Source organism: Pseudomonas sp. BN414, assembly GCF_029871275.1.
Lineage (GTDB): Bacteria > Pseudomonadota > Gammaproteobacteria > Pseudomonadales > Pseudomonadaceae > Metapseudomonas > Metapseudomonas resinovorans_C.
Genome location: NZ_SSOL01000078.1, coordinates 188,133 through 202,764 on the forward strand (window position 1 = coordinate 188,133; position 14,632 = coordinate 202,764).

Sequence of the window (14,632 nt, forward strand, 5' to 3'; positions counted from 1 at the left end):
GACTCAGCCTTCAGCTGCCGCGTACGGCCTGCTCCAGCTCGCTGAAGCTCGGGCGGTGGGCCGGGAACAGCGTCTTGCGGCCGAACTCCACTGCCAGGGACGGCGGCATGCCGGAAGCCGAGGCTACCAGGCAGGCCTTGATGGACTCGAACACGTTCAATTCCTCGCGAGCGTCGTGCTCCAGCGACACTGCCAGCGGGCCGAAGAAGCCGTAAGCCGCGAGAATACCGAGGAAGGTACCCACCAGCGCCGCCCCCACGTGCTGGCCCAGCGCTGCCTGCTCGGCCTCGCCCAACATGGCCATGGTGACCACGATGCCGAGTACCGCCGCGACGATACCGAAGCCCGGCAGGCCGTCGGCGATGCGGTTGACCGCGTGGGCCGGGTGCTCCAGCTCTTCCTTCAGGCTGGCCAGCTCCATGTCGAACAGGCCTTCCAGTTCGTGAGGCGCCATGTTGCCGGAGGACATGATGCGCAAGTAGTCGCAGATGTAGGCAGTCATCCGCTCATCCTTGAGGATGCCGGGATACTTGCTGAAGATCGGACTGGCGGGCGCGTCTTCGATGTCGGCCTCGATGGCCATCATCCCTTCGCGACGGCTCTTGTTGAGGATTTCGTAGAGCAGCCGTAGCACTTCCAGGTAGAACCCGTGAGTGAAGCGGGAACCGAACATCTTCAGCGACTTCTTGAACACGATCATTGTCGTGCTGCCGGGGTTGGCCTGCAGGAAGGCACCCAGCGCAGCACCGCCGATGATCATTACCTCGAAGGGCTGGATCAGTGCGGCGATCTTGCCGTGGGACAGGATGTATCCGCCGAGCACGCTGGCGAATACGACGATGATGCCGATGATTTTTGCCATAGGAAGGGAGCTTGAAGAGTCAGTAGAAAGGGTTATGAAAAGAGCCCCTTCTAATTATCGGAAGATATGCGCCAGACTATAGCCTGTTCAGGCGAAAAGCCAGATTGGCGGCCCCCTATGTCAACCGCAAAGCCCATGCCACGCAGCCTCGAAGGCTGGATCAAGCACCTTGATGGGGTTCGCCTGCCCGTTCCCGCCGCCGCCCATGAAAGAGTCCGCCGCGCCTTGGGCGACAACCGCCGCTCCCTGCGCGATATCGCCGATCTCACCCAGGACAGCCCTGCCCTTGCGCTCAGCCTGCTGCGAGAGGCCAACGCCAGCGCCAATATGCTGAGCAGTCCAGCGGAAAGCCTGGAAGTCGCTCTGAGCCGACTCGGCCTGAAACGCGCGGAAGTGCTGCTCGGCCGCCTGCCGGCCGTGCCCGAAGAAGAAATCCCTCACGGCCTGCGGCAACTGCAATTGATCAGCCAGCATGCCGCCCAGCAGGCCAATGGCCTGTTCGCCGCCCGCCTGGCCCGCCTCTGGCAGGAAATCCACTGGTGCAGCCTGCTGTTCCTTTCTCCCCTGTGGCCGTTGCTGGCCAGCCACCCGGAACTCCTCGATACCTGGGAGAAACGCGTGCTGGGCGAAGGCGAGCCGGCCCGCAAGGTCGAACGCGAATTGCTCGGGGTGCCGCTGCTGCGCCTCTGCCAAGCGCTGGCCACGCACTGGAAGCTGCCTGACTGGATCATCCAGGGCTATCGCCTGCTGAACGAGGACCGCCGCCTGCTGGTGCAGGCCTTGCACATCGCCCGCGACAATGAACATCCGCTGCACCAGCAGCAGCAACTGGACAGCAACCCAACCCTGGCTCGCTGGCTGACCCAGCCGGGCAACACTGTCCTGCTGGCCAACGGCCTGGCGATGTCCGCCCATGTCGGCTGGGGCGACGGGCACAGTCTGCGCTGGCAGCGTCTCACCGGCTTGTTCATGAAGGTGCCGCTCGCCGAACTGCAACAGCAGGTCCACCAGCACGCAGCGCAGAGCGGGCGCCTGCATGGCCGCAGCGACCTCTGGCACCCGGCCGAAGCCCTGCTCTGGCCCTGGAACCAGCATCGCCTCAAACGTGAACCGGCCGCCGCGCCGCCGCCTGACAGCGCCGCACTGGTAGACTGGCGCCGGTTCTGCGGTGAACTGCTCCGCGACCCCAGCCCCTTCACCAACGTCGTGCAACTCGCCGCATGCGCGCGCGACGCCCTGCAAAGCGGTGGCATGCGCCGTGTCCTGCTGTTGCTGGCTGATCGCAATCACAGCCGCTTGCTCGCCCAGCACCAGGCGGGGTTGCCGAAAGAAGCCAACGGACTGCAACTGGACCCCAGCCAGAGCCAGCTGCTGCGGCGTTTGCTGGCGCAACCCGGTCAGCTGCGCCTGGGGCCTGACAACATGGCGCAATTCTCCGCGCTGTTACCCGGCCAGCTGAAAAGCCTGTTCCCGGGCCACCACATCCTGCTCCGCTCCATCGCCGTGAATGGCCGGGTGGCCATGCTGGTGGTGGCCGACCAGGACGGAGCCCCCTTCGCCGAACTCAGCCTGCGCGCCTTCGCCAAGACCGCGCAGTGCATCGAGCGCGCCCTCGCCAGCTTCGCCAGCCGCGGGCGCTAGGCTTTCCTATACAATCTGCCACTTTGCCCATTACTGGAGGCTTCCATGTCCGCCTTCTCCAACCTGCCGCTGGTGATCGAACCGGCCGAGCTGGCGCCCCTGCTTGGTGCCGACGAGCTGATCCTGGTCAACCTCACCAGTGCCGCCCGTTACGCGGCGGGCCATGTTCCGGGTGCTCGATTCGTCGATCCTAAGCGCACCCAGCTCGGCCAGCCGCCGGCACCGGGCCTGCTGCCCGCCAAGGCCGACCTCGAAGCGCTGTTCGGCGAACTGGGTCATCGCGCCGATGCCACCTATGTGGTCTACGACGATGAAGGTGGCGGCTGGGCCGGCCGCTTCATCTGGCTGCTCGATGTCATCGGCCATCAGCGTTACCACTACCTGGACGGCGGCCTGCATGCCTGGCTGGCCGAAGGCCGGGAAACCAGCGATGTCGTTCCGGCTGCGGTCGGCGGCCCGATTCCCTTGACCTTGCATGACGAGCCCACCGCGACTCGCGAGTACATCCAGAGCCGCCTCGGCGCCGCCGACCTGGCCATCTGGGATGCCCGTGGCCCCGGCGAATACAACGGCACCAAGGTGCTGGCCGCCAAGGGTGGGCATATCCCCGGCGCGGTCAACTTCGAGTGGACCGCTGGCATGGACCCGGCACGCGCCATGCGAATTCGCACCGATATGGCCGAGATCCTCCAGTCCCTGGGCATTACCCCGGACAAGGAAATCGTCACCCATTGCCAGACGCACCACCGCTCGGGCTTCACCTACCTGGTCGCCAAGGCCCTGGGCTACCCACGCGTGAAAGGCTACGCCGGCTCGTGGTCCGAGTGGGGCAACCATCCGGACACCCCGGTCGAGCTCTGAAGCTCACCATCAAGGAAAACCAATGAAAGAACGCCTCTTCATCATCAGCCAGTACCTGCTGCCGCATAACCTGATTTCGCGCCTGGCCGGCTGCATCGCCGAGTGCCGCGTGCCCTGGTTCAAGAATGCCTTCACCGCCTGGTTCGCCAAGCGCTACCAGGTGAACATGGGCGAAGCGCTGGTCGAGGACCTCACCGCCTACCAGCACTTCAACGATTTCTTCACCCGTGCGCTGAAGCCTGGCGCCCGTCCGCTGGACGAAACCCCCGGCGCCATCCTCTGCCCGGCCGACGGTGCCATCAGCCAGATCGGCCCGATCGAGCACGGCCGCTGCTTCCAGGCCAAGGGCCACAGCTTCAGCGTGCTCGAACTGCTGGGCGGCGACGCTGATCGCGCTGCGCCCTTCATGGGCGGCGAGTTCGCCACCGTGTACCTGTCGCCCAAGGACTACCACCGCGTGCACGCACCCCTGGGTGGAACGCTGCGGGAAATGGTCTATGTGCCTGGCCGTCTGTTCTCCGTGAACCAGAGCACCGCCGAAAACGTGCCCGAACTGTTCGCCCGCAACGAGCGGGTCGTGTGCATCTTCGACACCGAACGCGGCCCGATGGCCGTGGTGCTGGTGGGGGCGATGATCGTCGCTTCGATCGAAACCACCTGGGCCGGCCTGGTCACGCCGCCCAAGCGCGAACTGAAAACCTTCAGCTACGACGAAAGCGCGCGCGCACCCATCACGCTGGAGAAGGGTGATGAGATCGGCCGCTTCAAGCTGGGCTCCACCGCCATCGTCCTGTTCGGGCCGGATCAGGTGAATTGGGCCGAAAGTGCCTGGCCCGGTAGCCAGGTACGCATGGGCCAGCTTCTGGCCACGCCGAAGAGTGCCTGACCTGGCGCTGATCCCGGTCGAACCGCTGGGTTCGATCGGGGTCGGATCAGGAATGCGGCACAGGTCCACAGGAATCTGCCAACGCCTCTACAGCCCGGCCATGGATAGGCTGCGACCGGCTAAAGATGCTGATAGAGTGCTGAGATTCAACCTTTTCCCCCGTATGAGAATTCGGAGAAACTGATCCGAATGGAGCACCAGAGCCCTCACCTGCTGTTGCGCGTACCAGCGCCTAGCAAACAGAGCCTGTCCTTCTGCGATGCCACCCCTCGTGAGCTGAAACGCTGGATCTCCCACCTGCCCAAGGCCAATCTCGGCGAAACCGCTCGCCAGCTTTATCAGGCACTGGTGGAACTCAACCAATTCGTCACTCCGACCGAAAACCGCCTGCAATTGCTGGAACTGATGCGCCCAGAGGTGCACTTCGTCTGCCAGCACCTGGAACGCCACTTCCTCGGCCAGTCGATCGTCCTGGATGAGCGTCCGCGCAAAGTCGCCAACCTCTGCCAGGCCCTGCAGAACCATCTGGCGATCGGTTACAAACTGATCATCGTGCAGGAATCGCCTCGCCCGACCCGCGACCGCGAGCGCGCCCAGTTCCTCGCCATCGCCCTGCAGCGCGCAGTGCACAGCCTGAACGGCCCCCTCATTCGCTCCAGCCAGCTTTATTGTCCGGTCCCCGAAGGCCTCTGGCTGGAACTGCACCAGCTCTACCAACTGGCCCAGAGCCGTCAGCTCCATCGCGTGACCGTGCGCGACCCGCTCGCCCGCCATACCGCTGGGCTGAGCGTCGAGCAGACCTACCTGGTCGCCCTGCTGCTGGGTTGCGCCCGCTGCAACCAGATGCGCCAGAACGGTATCGCGCGCCTCGCGGAAATTCTGGAGCCCTGGAGTGCGCTGGTAAGACTGCAGCCGGCGGAACTGCCTTCCAGCCTCTTCGCCGTGGCGCCGCAGCTCGACGGCCCGCCCCGCTACAAGTCGCTGTTCCAGGAAGTCGAACCGCGCACCTTGCTCGGCCTCGATCCGCTGCCGCTGGTGGATGCCATCAAGGAATACCTGCTGCTGCCGGCCGAGCAGCGCAACCAATCGCGCCTGCCGATGGCCGAGGGCCTGACCCTCGACCTCCTGCAGCATGTGAGTTCGGCCTGGGGCGACATTTCCGAGCGCACCTTCCAGCGCAATCCCGGCCAGGGCAGCCTGACCCTGTGCATCGGCATGAGTGCGCTGCACTTCTTCCTCGCTGGCAGCCGCCCCTTCAGCGAAGTGCTCAAGCTGCAGGAAGATATCGGCCAGGCGGTGTTCGATATGGCCACCAAACAAACCGCCAAAGATATCTGGGCCAACGCTTTCGACGCCCAACCCACGCAAGGTTGGCAGCCGGGCATGCCGCTGGAAGAAATCGAGTACTCCAGGCCTGCGGCTGAGAGCGGCGCCCCGCCGCCCCAGAGCAGTAACGCACCGGAAAGCTATCCGACATTCAATGTCGCCGTGGTCAACCACAGCCCGGGCGGCTACTGCCTGAGCTGGCCGAAGGAAGTTCCCAGCCAGTTGCAGGCCGGCGAACTGCTCGGCGTGCAGGATGCACCCGGCCAGGGCTGGAGCATTGCCGCCGTACGCTGGATTCGCCAGGTACGCGGTGGCGGCACGCAGATGGGCATCGAACTGGTGGCACCCCAGGCGCAATCCTGTGGCGTGCTACTGCTACGCAAGGGCGAGCAGAACAGTCACTACCTGCGAGCCCTGCTGCTCCCGGCCATCGGCGCCATTTCCCGCCCCGCCACCCTGATCACTCCGCGACTACCCTTCCAGGAAGGCAACAGGGTGCAGATCAATCTGCATGGCGACGAGCACCGTGCCGTCCTGACCCGGCGCCTCACCAGTACGGGCAGTTTCAACCAATTCGAGTACCGGACTTTCGAGCAGCCGACACCTCCACAAGGGAAACCGGCAACCGGTTCGGGAACCCAGCCACAGGGTGGCGAGGAAGATTTTGACTCACTATGGAAGTCACTGTAGATTCCGGACTCATCACCATTCGTCGCCTATTCGCGCTCGTTCGGCGCTAAGCACAGGCCATGGCCATCGAAAAGAAAACGATCCGTCTGCTGATCCTGGAAGACTCGCAGAACGAAGCCGAGCGCCTGGTCAGCCTGTTCCGCAACGCCGGTCGCGCGACGCGAGTCCATCGCATTGTTTCCGCCGACGACCTCAATGAAGTCCTGCAGCAGAGCTGGGACCTCTTGATAGCCGCGCCCAGCAGCGAACACCTGAGCCCCGGCGAAGCCCTCGGCAGCATTCGGCGCCAGTCCAAGGACATCCCCTTCATCCAACTGGTGCAGGACAACGACTCCGACCTCATCACCGAGGCCCTGGCCCTGGGTGCGCAGGACGCCCTGCCCCAAGGCGAGGATGAACGGCTTGTGCTGGTGGCCAACCGTGAGCTGGCCAACCTCGAGCAACGCCGCGCCCGTCGCGCCGCCGAGGTCAGCCTGCGGGAAGCGGAGAAACGCTGCCAGTTGCTACTGGACAGCTCGGTCGATGCCATCGCCTACGTACACGACGGCATGCACATCTATGCAAACCGCGCCTACGTGGAGATGTTCGGCTACGACGACGGTGACGAACTCGAAGGCATGCCGATGATCGACCTGATCGCCGGTGCCGACCAGGCCGGATTCAAGGACTTCCTGAAGAATTATCGCGAAGGCGAAGGCAGTGGCGAGCTCACCTGCAACGGCTGCAAGGTCGACGGCCAGAGCTTCCAGGCACGCATGAACTTCTCCCCCGCCACCTACGATGGCGAGCCGTGTATCCAGGTGGTGATCCGCGCCGAAACCGACAGCACCGAACTGGAAGAGAAGCTTCGCGAGATCAGCAGCCAGGACCTGGTCACCGGCCTGTTCAACCGCTCCCACTTCAACGAGATGCTCGACGCCGCTGCCGAGCGCGCAGTCAAGGCCAGCCAGCCATCGAGCCTCGCGTACATCCGCGTCGCACGCTATTCCAGCCTGCTGGCCGAAATCGGCATCGCCGGCGTCGACCTGCTGCTCACGGATCTGGCCAACCTGCTGCGCGCCCACTTCGCCGGCGATGCGCAACTCGCCCGCTATGGCGACGACGTCTTCAGTGTCCTGCAGCAGGGAATCACGCCGGAACAGGCGGCAGAAGGACTGCAGGGCCTGCTGAAGAAGATCGACATCCATCTGTTCGATGTCAGCAGCCGTACCGTGCAGCTCAACCTGTGTATTGGCGTTGCCGGTCTCAGTGAGACCACGCCGAAGGCCCAGGACGTGGTGGACCGCGCCCACCGCTGTGCCGACGAGCTGGGCGACGCGAACGGTCTCAAGCTTTACAACCCTGCCGATGAGCTCGCGGCGGCGGCCAACCGGGGCAGCCTCGTGGCCATGGTCCAGCAGGCCCTGGAGAACAACAGCTTCCGACTGCTGTTCCAGCCGATCATCAGCCTGCGCGGTGACAGTTTCGAGCACTACGAAGTGCTGCTGCGCCTGCTCAACCCGCAAGGCGCGGAAGTACCGCCGGTTGACTTCCTCGACGCGGCGAAGGAAGCCGGCCTCGCCGAGAAGATCGACCGCTGGGTGATCCTCAATTCTATCAAGCTGCTCGCCGAGCACCGCACCAAGGGCCACAACACGCGGCTCTTCGTTCATCTCTCGGGCGCCAGCCTGCAGGACCAGACCTTGCTGCCCTGGCTCAGCGTGGCCCTGAAAGCGGCGCGACTGCCGTCCGACGCGCTGATCTTCCAGTTCAGCGAACCGGATGCCATCGCCTACCTGAAACAAGCCAAAGCGCTGACCCAGGGTCTCGCCGAGCTGCACTGCCAGGTGGCGCTCAGCCAGTTCGGCTGTGCCCTCAACCCGTTCAACACCCTCAAGCATCTCTCCATCGACTTCGTGAAAGTGGACGGCTCCTTCACCCAGGACCTCAGCCGCGCCGAGAACCAGGAAGTCCTCAAGACCTTGCTGGCCAGCCTGCATGCCCAGGCCAAGCTGACCATCGTGCCCTTCGTCGAGACCGCCAGCGTACTGGCGACCCTCTGGCAGGCCGGCGTCAACTACATCCAGGGCTATTACCTGCAAGGGCCCAGCCAGGCGATGGACTACGACTTCTCGTCCGGCGACGAGTAACCCGCCTGCAACGAAAAAGCCGCCCGAAGGCGGCTTTTTCATGTCCAGCTGGACGATCAGTCCTTGCCGTCGCGGTCGCGGAAACCGAGCAGATAAAGGATGCCGTCCAGCCCTAGGGTGGAGATGGCCTGCTTGGCCGACTGCTTGACCAGCGGCTTGGCACGGAAGGCCACGCCCAGCCCCGCCAGCCCCAGCATCGGCAGATCGTTGGCGCCATCGCCGACGGCGATCGTCTGCTCCAGACGCAAGCCTTCTTTCTGCGCCAACTCGCGCAGCAGATCGGCCTTGCGCTGGGCGTCGACGATCGGTTCGATGGCCACGCCGGTCAGCTTGCCGTCGACGATCTGCAATTCGTTGGCGAATACGTAGTCGATCCCGAGCTTTTCCTGCAGTTGCTTGGCGAAATAGCTGAAGCCGCCGGAGAGGATCGCAGTCTTGTAGCCCAGGCGCTTGAGCTCGGCGAACAGGGTTTCCGCCCCTTCGGTCAGGCGCAGGGAAGCACCTATTTCTTCCAGCACGTCCTCAGACAGCCCCTTGAGCAGCCCCAGGCGCTCCTTGAAGCTGGCGCGGAAGTCCAGCTCGCCACGCATGGCACGCTCGGTAATCTCGGCGACCTGCTCGCCCACGCCAGCGGCCTTGGCGAGTTCGTCGATCACCTCGGCTTCGATCAGGGTCGAATCCATGTCGAACACGGCCAGGCGGCGGTTGCGGCGGAACAGGGAGTCGCGCTGGAAGGCGATGTCGACATTCAGCTCCTGGGCCACGCTGAGGAATTCGGCGCGCAGGGCCACGGGATCCGCCGGCTCGCCGCGAACGGAGAACTCGATGCAGCCCTTGCCTTGGTCAGCAGGCGTATCCAGCGGCATGCGACCCGACAGACGGTCGATGTGGTCGATGTTGAGGCCGTACTTGGCGGTAATCGAGCTCACTCGCTGCAGCTGCTCGGCGGTGACCTTGCGGGTCAGCAGGGTGACGATATAACGGCTCTTGCCCTGGCCATCGACCCACTGCTGGTAATCCGCTTCGGGAACCGGGGTGAAACGCACCTGCTGGTCCAGCTTGTAGGCAGTGAACAGCACGTCCTTCAGCACGGCCGAGGCCTCGGCGTTATCCGGGATTTCCACCAGGATGCCGAACGACAAGGTGTCGTGTATCACCGCCTGGCCGATATCCAGGATATTCACGCCGCCCTGGGCCAGAGCACCGGTAATGGCCGCGGTCAGGCCGGGGCGGTCCTCGCCAGTGATGTTGATCAGGACAATTTCGCGCAAGGCGCACCTCACTCAACGCATGAAAAGGCGCACATTCTACCCACTTTCGCAGCACTCGTAGCATGCCCGGCGCTATGCCCTGCAAGGGGCGCTCGCTATACTGCGCCACAATTTCGTCCGAGAAGAGCCGCGCTCTGTGAACCGGCCCACGCCTGTCAAACCCGACAATTTCTTCCTGTTGATCTTCCACGCCCTGCGCCAGCGCCGCGTGCCGATCGCCCTGCGCATCGCCAGCCACAGCCTGCTCCTGGTGGCGCTGGCACTGGTGATCTACGCCTGGGTCATGGGCATGCAGTTCAAGCAGGCCATGCAGCAGCAGGCCGACGCCCTGGGCCAGAGCCTGACGGCGCAGACCGCCGCATCCGCCACGGAGCTGCTGGTGTCCAACGACATCCTCAGCCTCAACGTGCTGCTGAATAACCTGGTGAAGAACCCGCTGGTGGCCCACGCTGCCATCTACAGCGTGGACAACCGCATCCTCGCCGAAGCGGGGTCACGTCCAAAGCAGGGCCTGCTGGGCGAGACCGAGGGCCTGTATTCCACCCCCATCACCTTCCAGGAAGTGATTGCCGGCCACCTGCGCCTGAGCCTGGACATGGAGCAGTTCCAGCAGCCCATGACCATCAGCCTGCAGAGCATGGGGCTGCTCAGCCTGATCCTGCTGGCGTTGACCCTGTCCCTGAGCCTGCGCCTCGGCCGCCATATCTCCACGCCGCTGCTGCAACTGCGCGTATGGCTGCGCGACCCCGACGACCCCGCCCCAGGGGCCGGTCGCCAGGACGAAATCGGTGATCTCGCCCGCCAGTTGCAAGCCCGCCTCGTACCGGAAAAACCGGAACCCGAGCCGGAACTGGAGTCCATCCCCGAAATGGACTTCGCCGAAGCGGACGAAGACTACCTGGACGAAGAGCAAGACGAGCAGGACGAGCAGGATCACTTCGAAGTCCGCGACCTGCGTGACGACAGCTTCGACGGCGAAGACGAAACGCCGAGCAAGCTGTTCACCCCGGACGACGAAGGCCCGTTCTCCGAGCTGCGCGAGGAATCGGCCGAGCCGACCCCGGCCCCCGCCCCAGTCGCAGAGCAAGAGCCCCAGAACAGTGCCGTCCTGGCCATCCAGCTGGGTGCACAGGACCAATTGCGCCGCCTGCCGCGCACGCGCTTGATGGACCTGCTGCAACGCTATCGCGACTGTCTCGACCAGGCCGCCCGCCTTTATCACGGCCAGTTGCTGACCCTGAACGACGGCAGCAGCCTGATGCTGTTCCACAGCCAGGACGGCGGCGAGGACTACCTCACCCACGCCCTCTGCTGCGGTGAGCTCATGCGCGCCCTTGGCCACGCCCTGCAGATCGAGGTCGCCGACAGCGGCATCACTCTGCAGCTGCAACTAGGCCTTACCCTGGGTGACGACCTTTCCAGCCTCGGCCAAGGCGACCTCCTGCTCAATGACACCACCCAGAGCGCCCTGGCACTGAGCCAGCACAGCCGCAACCTGCTGCTGGTGGAGCGCGCCATCGCCGACGACGAACTGGTCCGCCAGCGCGCGCGCATCCGCGCCATCACCAGCCCGGAAGGCGCCTGCTGCGTTGAACGCCTGCTGGAGCCTTATCCCTCGCTGCTCGAGCGCCAACTGGCGCGCATGCATGAAGCCCGTGCGCATTGAATGCACGAATGACGAAAAAGCCCGCTTGATGCGGGCTTTTTTTTGTAGCCGATGCCCGGACTTTCCAGAGTGAACCCCGCTTCGCTCCTACAGATAGGATGCGGCGTTAGCTCAGCGGACTCAGGAAACCGGACGATCAGGCAGAAAAAAGCCCGCATTGAGCGGGCTTTTTCACAATCCAGCGATCAGAAGCGGAAGACTTCCACATCCGTGCGCACCGGAGCCGCCATGGGGATCTTTGGCGGCTGCGGTTCCTTGGCCTTCGCCGGGGCTGGCGCTGCAGGTTTGCGCGGCGCCTCGACGACAACCGGCTGGCCTTCCAGGGGTTTAACCGCAGCAGCCAGCTGCTCGGCCAGCTGTTGCAGCAATTTGCTCTGCGCGCGCACCTGGTCGGCAGCGGTACCGGCATGGGCCTCTTCCAGACGCACCAGGCGGCTGTCACGCAGCTGACCCGCACGATCCAGCAGGCGCCATTGGGCTTCCAGCACAGCCGGGCGTTGCGGACCCGAGTCCAATCGGCTGATGGTCAGCAGGACTTGCACTTCAGGTGTGAAGCCAGGATTACCCGGTGCCAGCACCAGGCGCTGGCTGTCCAGGCGCCAGGACAGCTGACGCAGCAGTACCTGATCGATATCCGCTGCCAGACTGCCGGCCCAGCGACCATCCGGTGCGGCGGTCAGGGTGCCGTCGGCCTGGCGCTGCAGGAGGGTTTCGCGCTGAAGATAGTCGGCCACGGTCACCGGACCGAGCAGAACTTGCATCCCAGCCTTCTTGGAGGGCACCTCCGGGGTGCCCGCGTCCAGCTGGAACATCGGAATAGGGGGGCTATGTACGCAGCCAGTAAGCCCAAGCAGGCTCACCAGCATCAATGCCACGGGGAAACGCAAAGTCATCAATCTCACCCACGGCCGCCTTGTGGGCAGCCTGCAGTCGAATTCATTCGTCTTGGCCATCATCAGTGAATGGCGAGGGGACATATCATCCGTCAATGTGACGCAGGACTCCATAGCCCCACGTCAATTCGCCGTCGTCAGCGTCAGGCCAGCGGTTCCACCTGCAGTGCATCGACCCGCTGGAAGCCACGCGGCAGCTTGTTGCCCCGGCGTCCACGCTCGCCCTTGTAGTGCTCCAGATCATCCGCCTTGAGCGAAAGGGTGCGCTTGCCGGCCTGGAGGACCAGGGTTGCACCGGCCGGCAGCACCGCCAGGTCGGTGAGGTATTCCTCGCGGCTGGCCACGCGATCGCCGGGTATACCGATGATCTTGTTGCCCTTGCCCTTGGCCAGCTGAGGCAGGTCGGCCACCTTGAACAGCAGCAGACGACCTTCGGTGGTGACGGCCGCCAACCAGTCTTCTTCGACACTCTGCACGGGCCGTGGAGCAACCACCTTGGCCCCATTGGGCAGGCTGAGCAGGGCCTTGCCGGCCTTGTTCTTGGCCTGCAAGTCGGCACCTTTTACCACGAAGCCGTAACCGGCATCCGAGGCGATGACATAGGTGGCATCGTCTTCTGGCAGCATCACGCAGTCGAAGCTGGCGCCCGGAGGCGGCGTCAGGCGGCCGGTGAGCGGCTCGCCCTGGCCACGCGCCGAGGGCAGCGTATGGGCCGCGAGCGAGTAGCTGCGACCTGTGGAGTCGATGAACACCGCATATTGGTTCGAACGTCCGGGGGCGGCCGCCTTGAACCCGTCACCCGCCTTGTAGGACAGGCCGGTGGCATCGATATCGTGGCCTTTGGCGCAGCGCACCCAGCCCTTTTCGGACAACACGACGGTCACCGGCTCGGTGGGCATCAGCTCGGTTTCCGACAAGGCGCGGGCCTCGGCACGGGCGACTATCGGAGAACGACGGTCGTCGCCGTAGGTTTCGGCATCCTTGATCAGCTCGTCGCGCACCAGCTTCTTCAGCTTGGTATCGCTGCCCAGCAGCGCCAGCAGCTTCTTCTGCTCTTTCAGCAATTCATCCTGCTCGCCACGAATCTTCATTTCCTCGAGGCGCGCCAGCTGACGCAGGCGGGTGTCGAGGATGTAGTCCGCCTGGATTTCGCTGAGTTCGAAGCGCGCCATCAGCACCGGCTTGGGCTGGTCTTCGGTGCGGATGATGTGAATCACTTCGTCCAGGTTGAGGAAGGCGACCAGCAAGCCGTCCAACAGGTGCAGGCGCTTCTCTACCTTGTCCAGGCGGAACTGCAGGCGACGGCGCACCGTGCCGATGCGATAGGTCAGCCATTCACTGAGCAGGGTGCGCAGGTCCTTGACCTGGGGCTTGCCGTCCAGACCGATGACGTTGGTGTTGACCCGATAGCTGGATTCCAGGTCGGTGGTGGCGAACAGGTGCTGCATCAGCTCATCGGCGTCCACTCGGTTGGAACGCGGGATGATGACGATGCGCGTCGGGTTCTCGTGGTCCGACTCATCTCGCAGGTCGGCCACCATCGGCAGCTTCTTGGCCTGCATCTGACCGGCGATCTGCTCGAGCACCTTGGAGCCCGAGACCTGGTGCGGCAGCGCGGTGACGACGATATCGCCGTCCTCCACGCGGTACACGGCACGCATGCGCACCGAGCCACGACCGGATTCGTAGATCTTCAGCAGTTCGGCACGGGGGGTGATCACCTCGGCCTCGGTGGGGAAGTCCGGGCCGAGAATGTGTTCGCAGAGTTGCTCCACGGTGGCGCTCGGCTCGTCCAGCAGACGCACGCAAGCAGCGGCGACTTCACGCAGGTTGTGCGGCGGTACGTCGGTGGCCATGCCCACGGCAATGCCGGTGGTGCCGTTGAGCAGCAGGTTGGGCAAACGCGCCGGCAAGGTCGCGGGCTCATTCAGAGTGCCGTCGAAGTTCGGCACCCAGTCCACAGTGCCCTGCCCCAGTTCGGACAGCAGGACCTCCGAATAGCGCGACAGGCGCGCCTCGGTGTAACGCATGGCGGCGAATGACTTGGGATCGTCCGGAGCACCCCAGTTACCCTGGCCGTCGACCAGCGTATAGCGGTAGCTGAAGGGCTGGGCCATCAGCACCATCGCTTCATAGCAGGCGGAGTCGCCATGGGGGTGGAACTTGCCGAGCACGTCACCGACGGTACGCGCCGACTTCTTGTGCTTGGAGTCGGCGTCGAGGCCCAGTTCGCTCATGGCGTAGATGATGCGGCGCTGTACGGGCTTCAGACCGTCGCCGATATGCGGCAGGGCGCGGTCCATGATCACGTACATGGAGTAGTTGAGGTAGGCCTGTTCGGTGAAGTCGGCCAGGGAGCGGCGCTCCACGCCTTCCAGGCTCAGATCGAGGGATTCGCTCATGCGTG

The 14,632-nt window shown here is 64.3% G+C and carries 10 protein-coding genes; 6 read left to right on the forward strand and 4 right to left on the reverse strand.

Going from position 1 to position 14,632, the window contains the following annotated elements; translation table 11 throughout:
* Positions 1-10 precede the first annotated feature (10 nt).
* The gene (motA, locus tag E8E95_RS26215) at positions 11-862 is read right to left on the reverse strand and encodes a flagellar motor stator protein MotA (protein ID WP_077523762.1); all 852 of its coding nucleotides are present in this window, start codon (positions 860-862) and stop codon (positions 11-13) included.
* Positions 863-979: 117 nt separating this feature from the next.
* On the opposite strand from motA, the gene E8E95_RS26220 reads away from it, so the two are divergent.
* From E8E95_RS26220 to E8E95_RS26240, 5 genes are all read left to right on the forward strand, one after another.
* The gene (locus E8E95_RS26220) at positions 980-2,503 is read left to right on the forward strand and encodes an HDOD domain-containing protein (protein ID WP_280355040.1); all 1,524 of its coding nucleotides are present in this window, start codon (positions 980-982) and stop codon (positions 2,501-2,503) included.
* 45 nt (positions 2,504-2,548) lie between these two features.
* Positions 2,549-3,364: a thiosulfate sulfurtransferase gene (rhdA, locus tag E8E95_RS26225; RefSeq protein ID WP_280355042.1), complete on the forward strand. Its 816-nt coding sequence runs from the start codon at positions 2,549-2,551 to the stop codon at positions 3,362-3,364.
* Positions 3,365-3,386: 22 nt separating this feature from the next.
* The gene (asd, locus tag E8E95_RS26230; protein WP_077523765.1) at positions 3,387-4,250 is read left to right on the forward strand and encodes an archaetidylserine decarboxylase; all 864 of its coding nucleotides are present in this window, start codon (positions 3,387-3,389) and stop codon (positions 4,248-4,250) included.
* 189 nt (positions 4,251-4,439) lie between these two features.
* Positions 4,440-6,266, forward strand: a complete 1,827-nt coding sequence (locus tag E8E95_RS26235; protein WP_280355044.1) for a molecular chaperone — start codon at positions 4,440-4,442, stop codon at positions 6,264-6,266.
* A gap of 59 nt (positions 6,267-6,325) precedes the next feature.
* On the forward strand, positions 6,326-8,395 hold the full coding sequence (locus tag E8E95_RS26240) for an EAL domain-containing protein (RefSeq protein ID WP_280355046.1): 2,070 nt from the start codon (positions 6,326-6,328) through the stop codon (positions 8,393-8,395).
* 56 nt (positions 8,396-8,451) lie between these two features.
* Here the strand turns inward: E8E95_RS26240 and serB are convergent, their stop codons facing one another.
* Positions 8,452-9,666 (reverse strand): phosphoserine phosphatase SerB, encoded by a 1,215-nt coding sequence (serB, locus tag E8E95_RS26245; RefSeq protein ID WP_179062445.1) that lies wholly within the window; start codon positions 9,664-9,666, stop codon positions 8,452-8,454.
* A gap of 136 nt (positions 9,667-9,802) precedes the next feature.
* Between serB and E8E95_RS26250 the strand changes: the two genes are divergently transcribed.
* A complete protein-coding gene (locus E8E95_RS26250) occupies positions 9,803-11,332 on the forward strand; it encodes an AhpA/YtjB family protein (protein ID WP_280355047.1) in 1,530 nt (509 codons plus the stop codon).
* A gap of 185 nt (positions 11,333-11,517) precedes the next feature.
* Here E8E95_RS26250 and E8E95_RS26255 read toward each other — a convergent pair whose 3' ends face one another.
* Together E8E95_RS26255 and parC are read right to left on the reverse strand one after the other, a co-directional pair.
* Positions 11,518-12,228 carry an ABC-type transport auxiliary lipoprotein family protein gene (locus tag E8E95_RS26255; protein ID WP_179062564.1) on the reverse strand — a complete coding sequence of 237 codons (711 nt, stop codon included), beginning with the start codon at positions 12,226-12,228 and terminating at the stop codon, positions 11,518-11,520.
* Between the two features lie 140 nt (positions 12,229-12,368).
* The gene (gene parC, locus E8E95_RS26260; protein WP_280355048.1) at positions 12,369-14,627 is read right to left on the reverse strand and encodes a DNA topoisomerase IV subunit A; all 2,259 of its coding nucleotides are present in this window, start codon (positions 14,625-14,627) and stop codon (positions 12,369-12,371) included.
* Positions 14,628-14,632: the final 5 nt, after the last annotated feature.

Bases quoted from the DNA above. Each gene is read 5' to 3' on its own strand.
- rhdA (WP_280355042.1), top strand. From the start codon at position 2,549: ATGTCCGCCTTCTCCAACCTGCCGCTGGTGATCGAACCGGCCGAGCTG.
- parC (WP_280355048.1), bottom strand. From the start codon at position 14,627: ATGAGCGAATCCCTCGATCTGAGCCTGGAAGGCGTGGAGCGCCGCTCC.
- asd (WP_077523765.1), top strand. From the start codon at position 3,387: ATGAAAGAACGCCTCTTCATCATCAGCCAGTACCTGCTGCCGCATAAC.
- E8E95_RS26240 (WP_280355046.1), top strand. From the start codon at position 6,326: ATGGCCATCGAAAAGAAAACGATCCGTCTGCTGATCCTGGAAGACTCG.
- E8E95_RS26220 (WP_280355040.1), top strand. From the start codon at position 980: ATGTCAACCGCAAAGCCCATGCCACGCAGCCTCGAAGGCTGGATCAAG.
- E8E95_RS26235 (WP_280355044.1), top strand. From the start codon at position 4,440: ATGGAGCACCAGAGCCCTCACCTGCTGTTGCGCGTACCAGCGCCTAGC.
- motA (WP_077523762.1), bottom strand. From the start codon at position 862: ATGGCAAAAATCATCGGCATCATCGTCGTATTCGCCAGCGTGCTCGGC.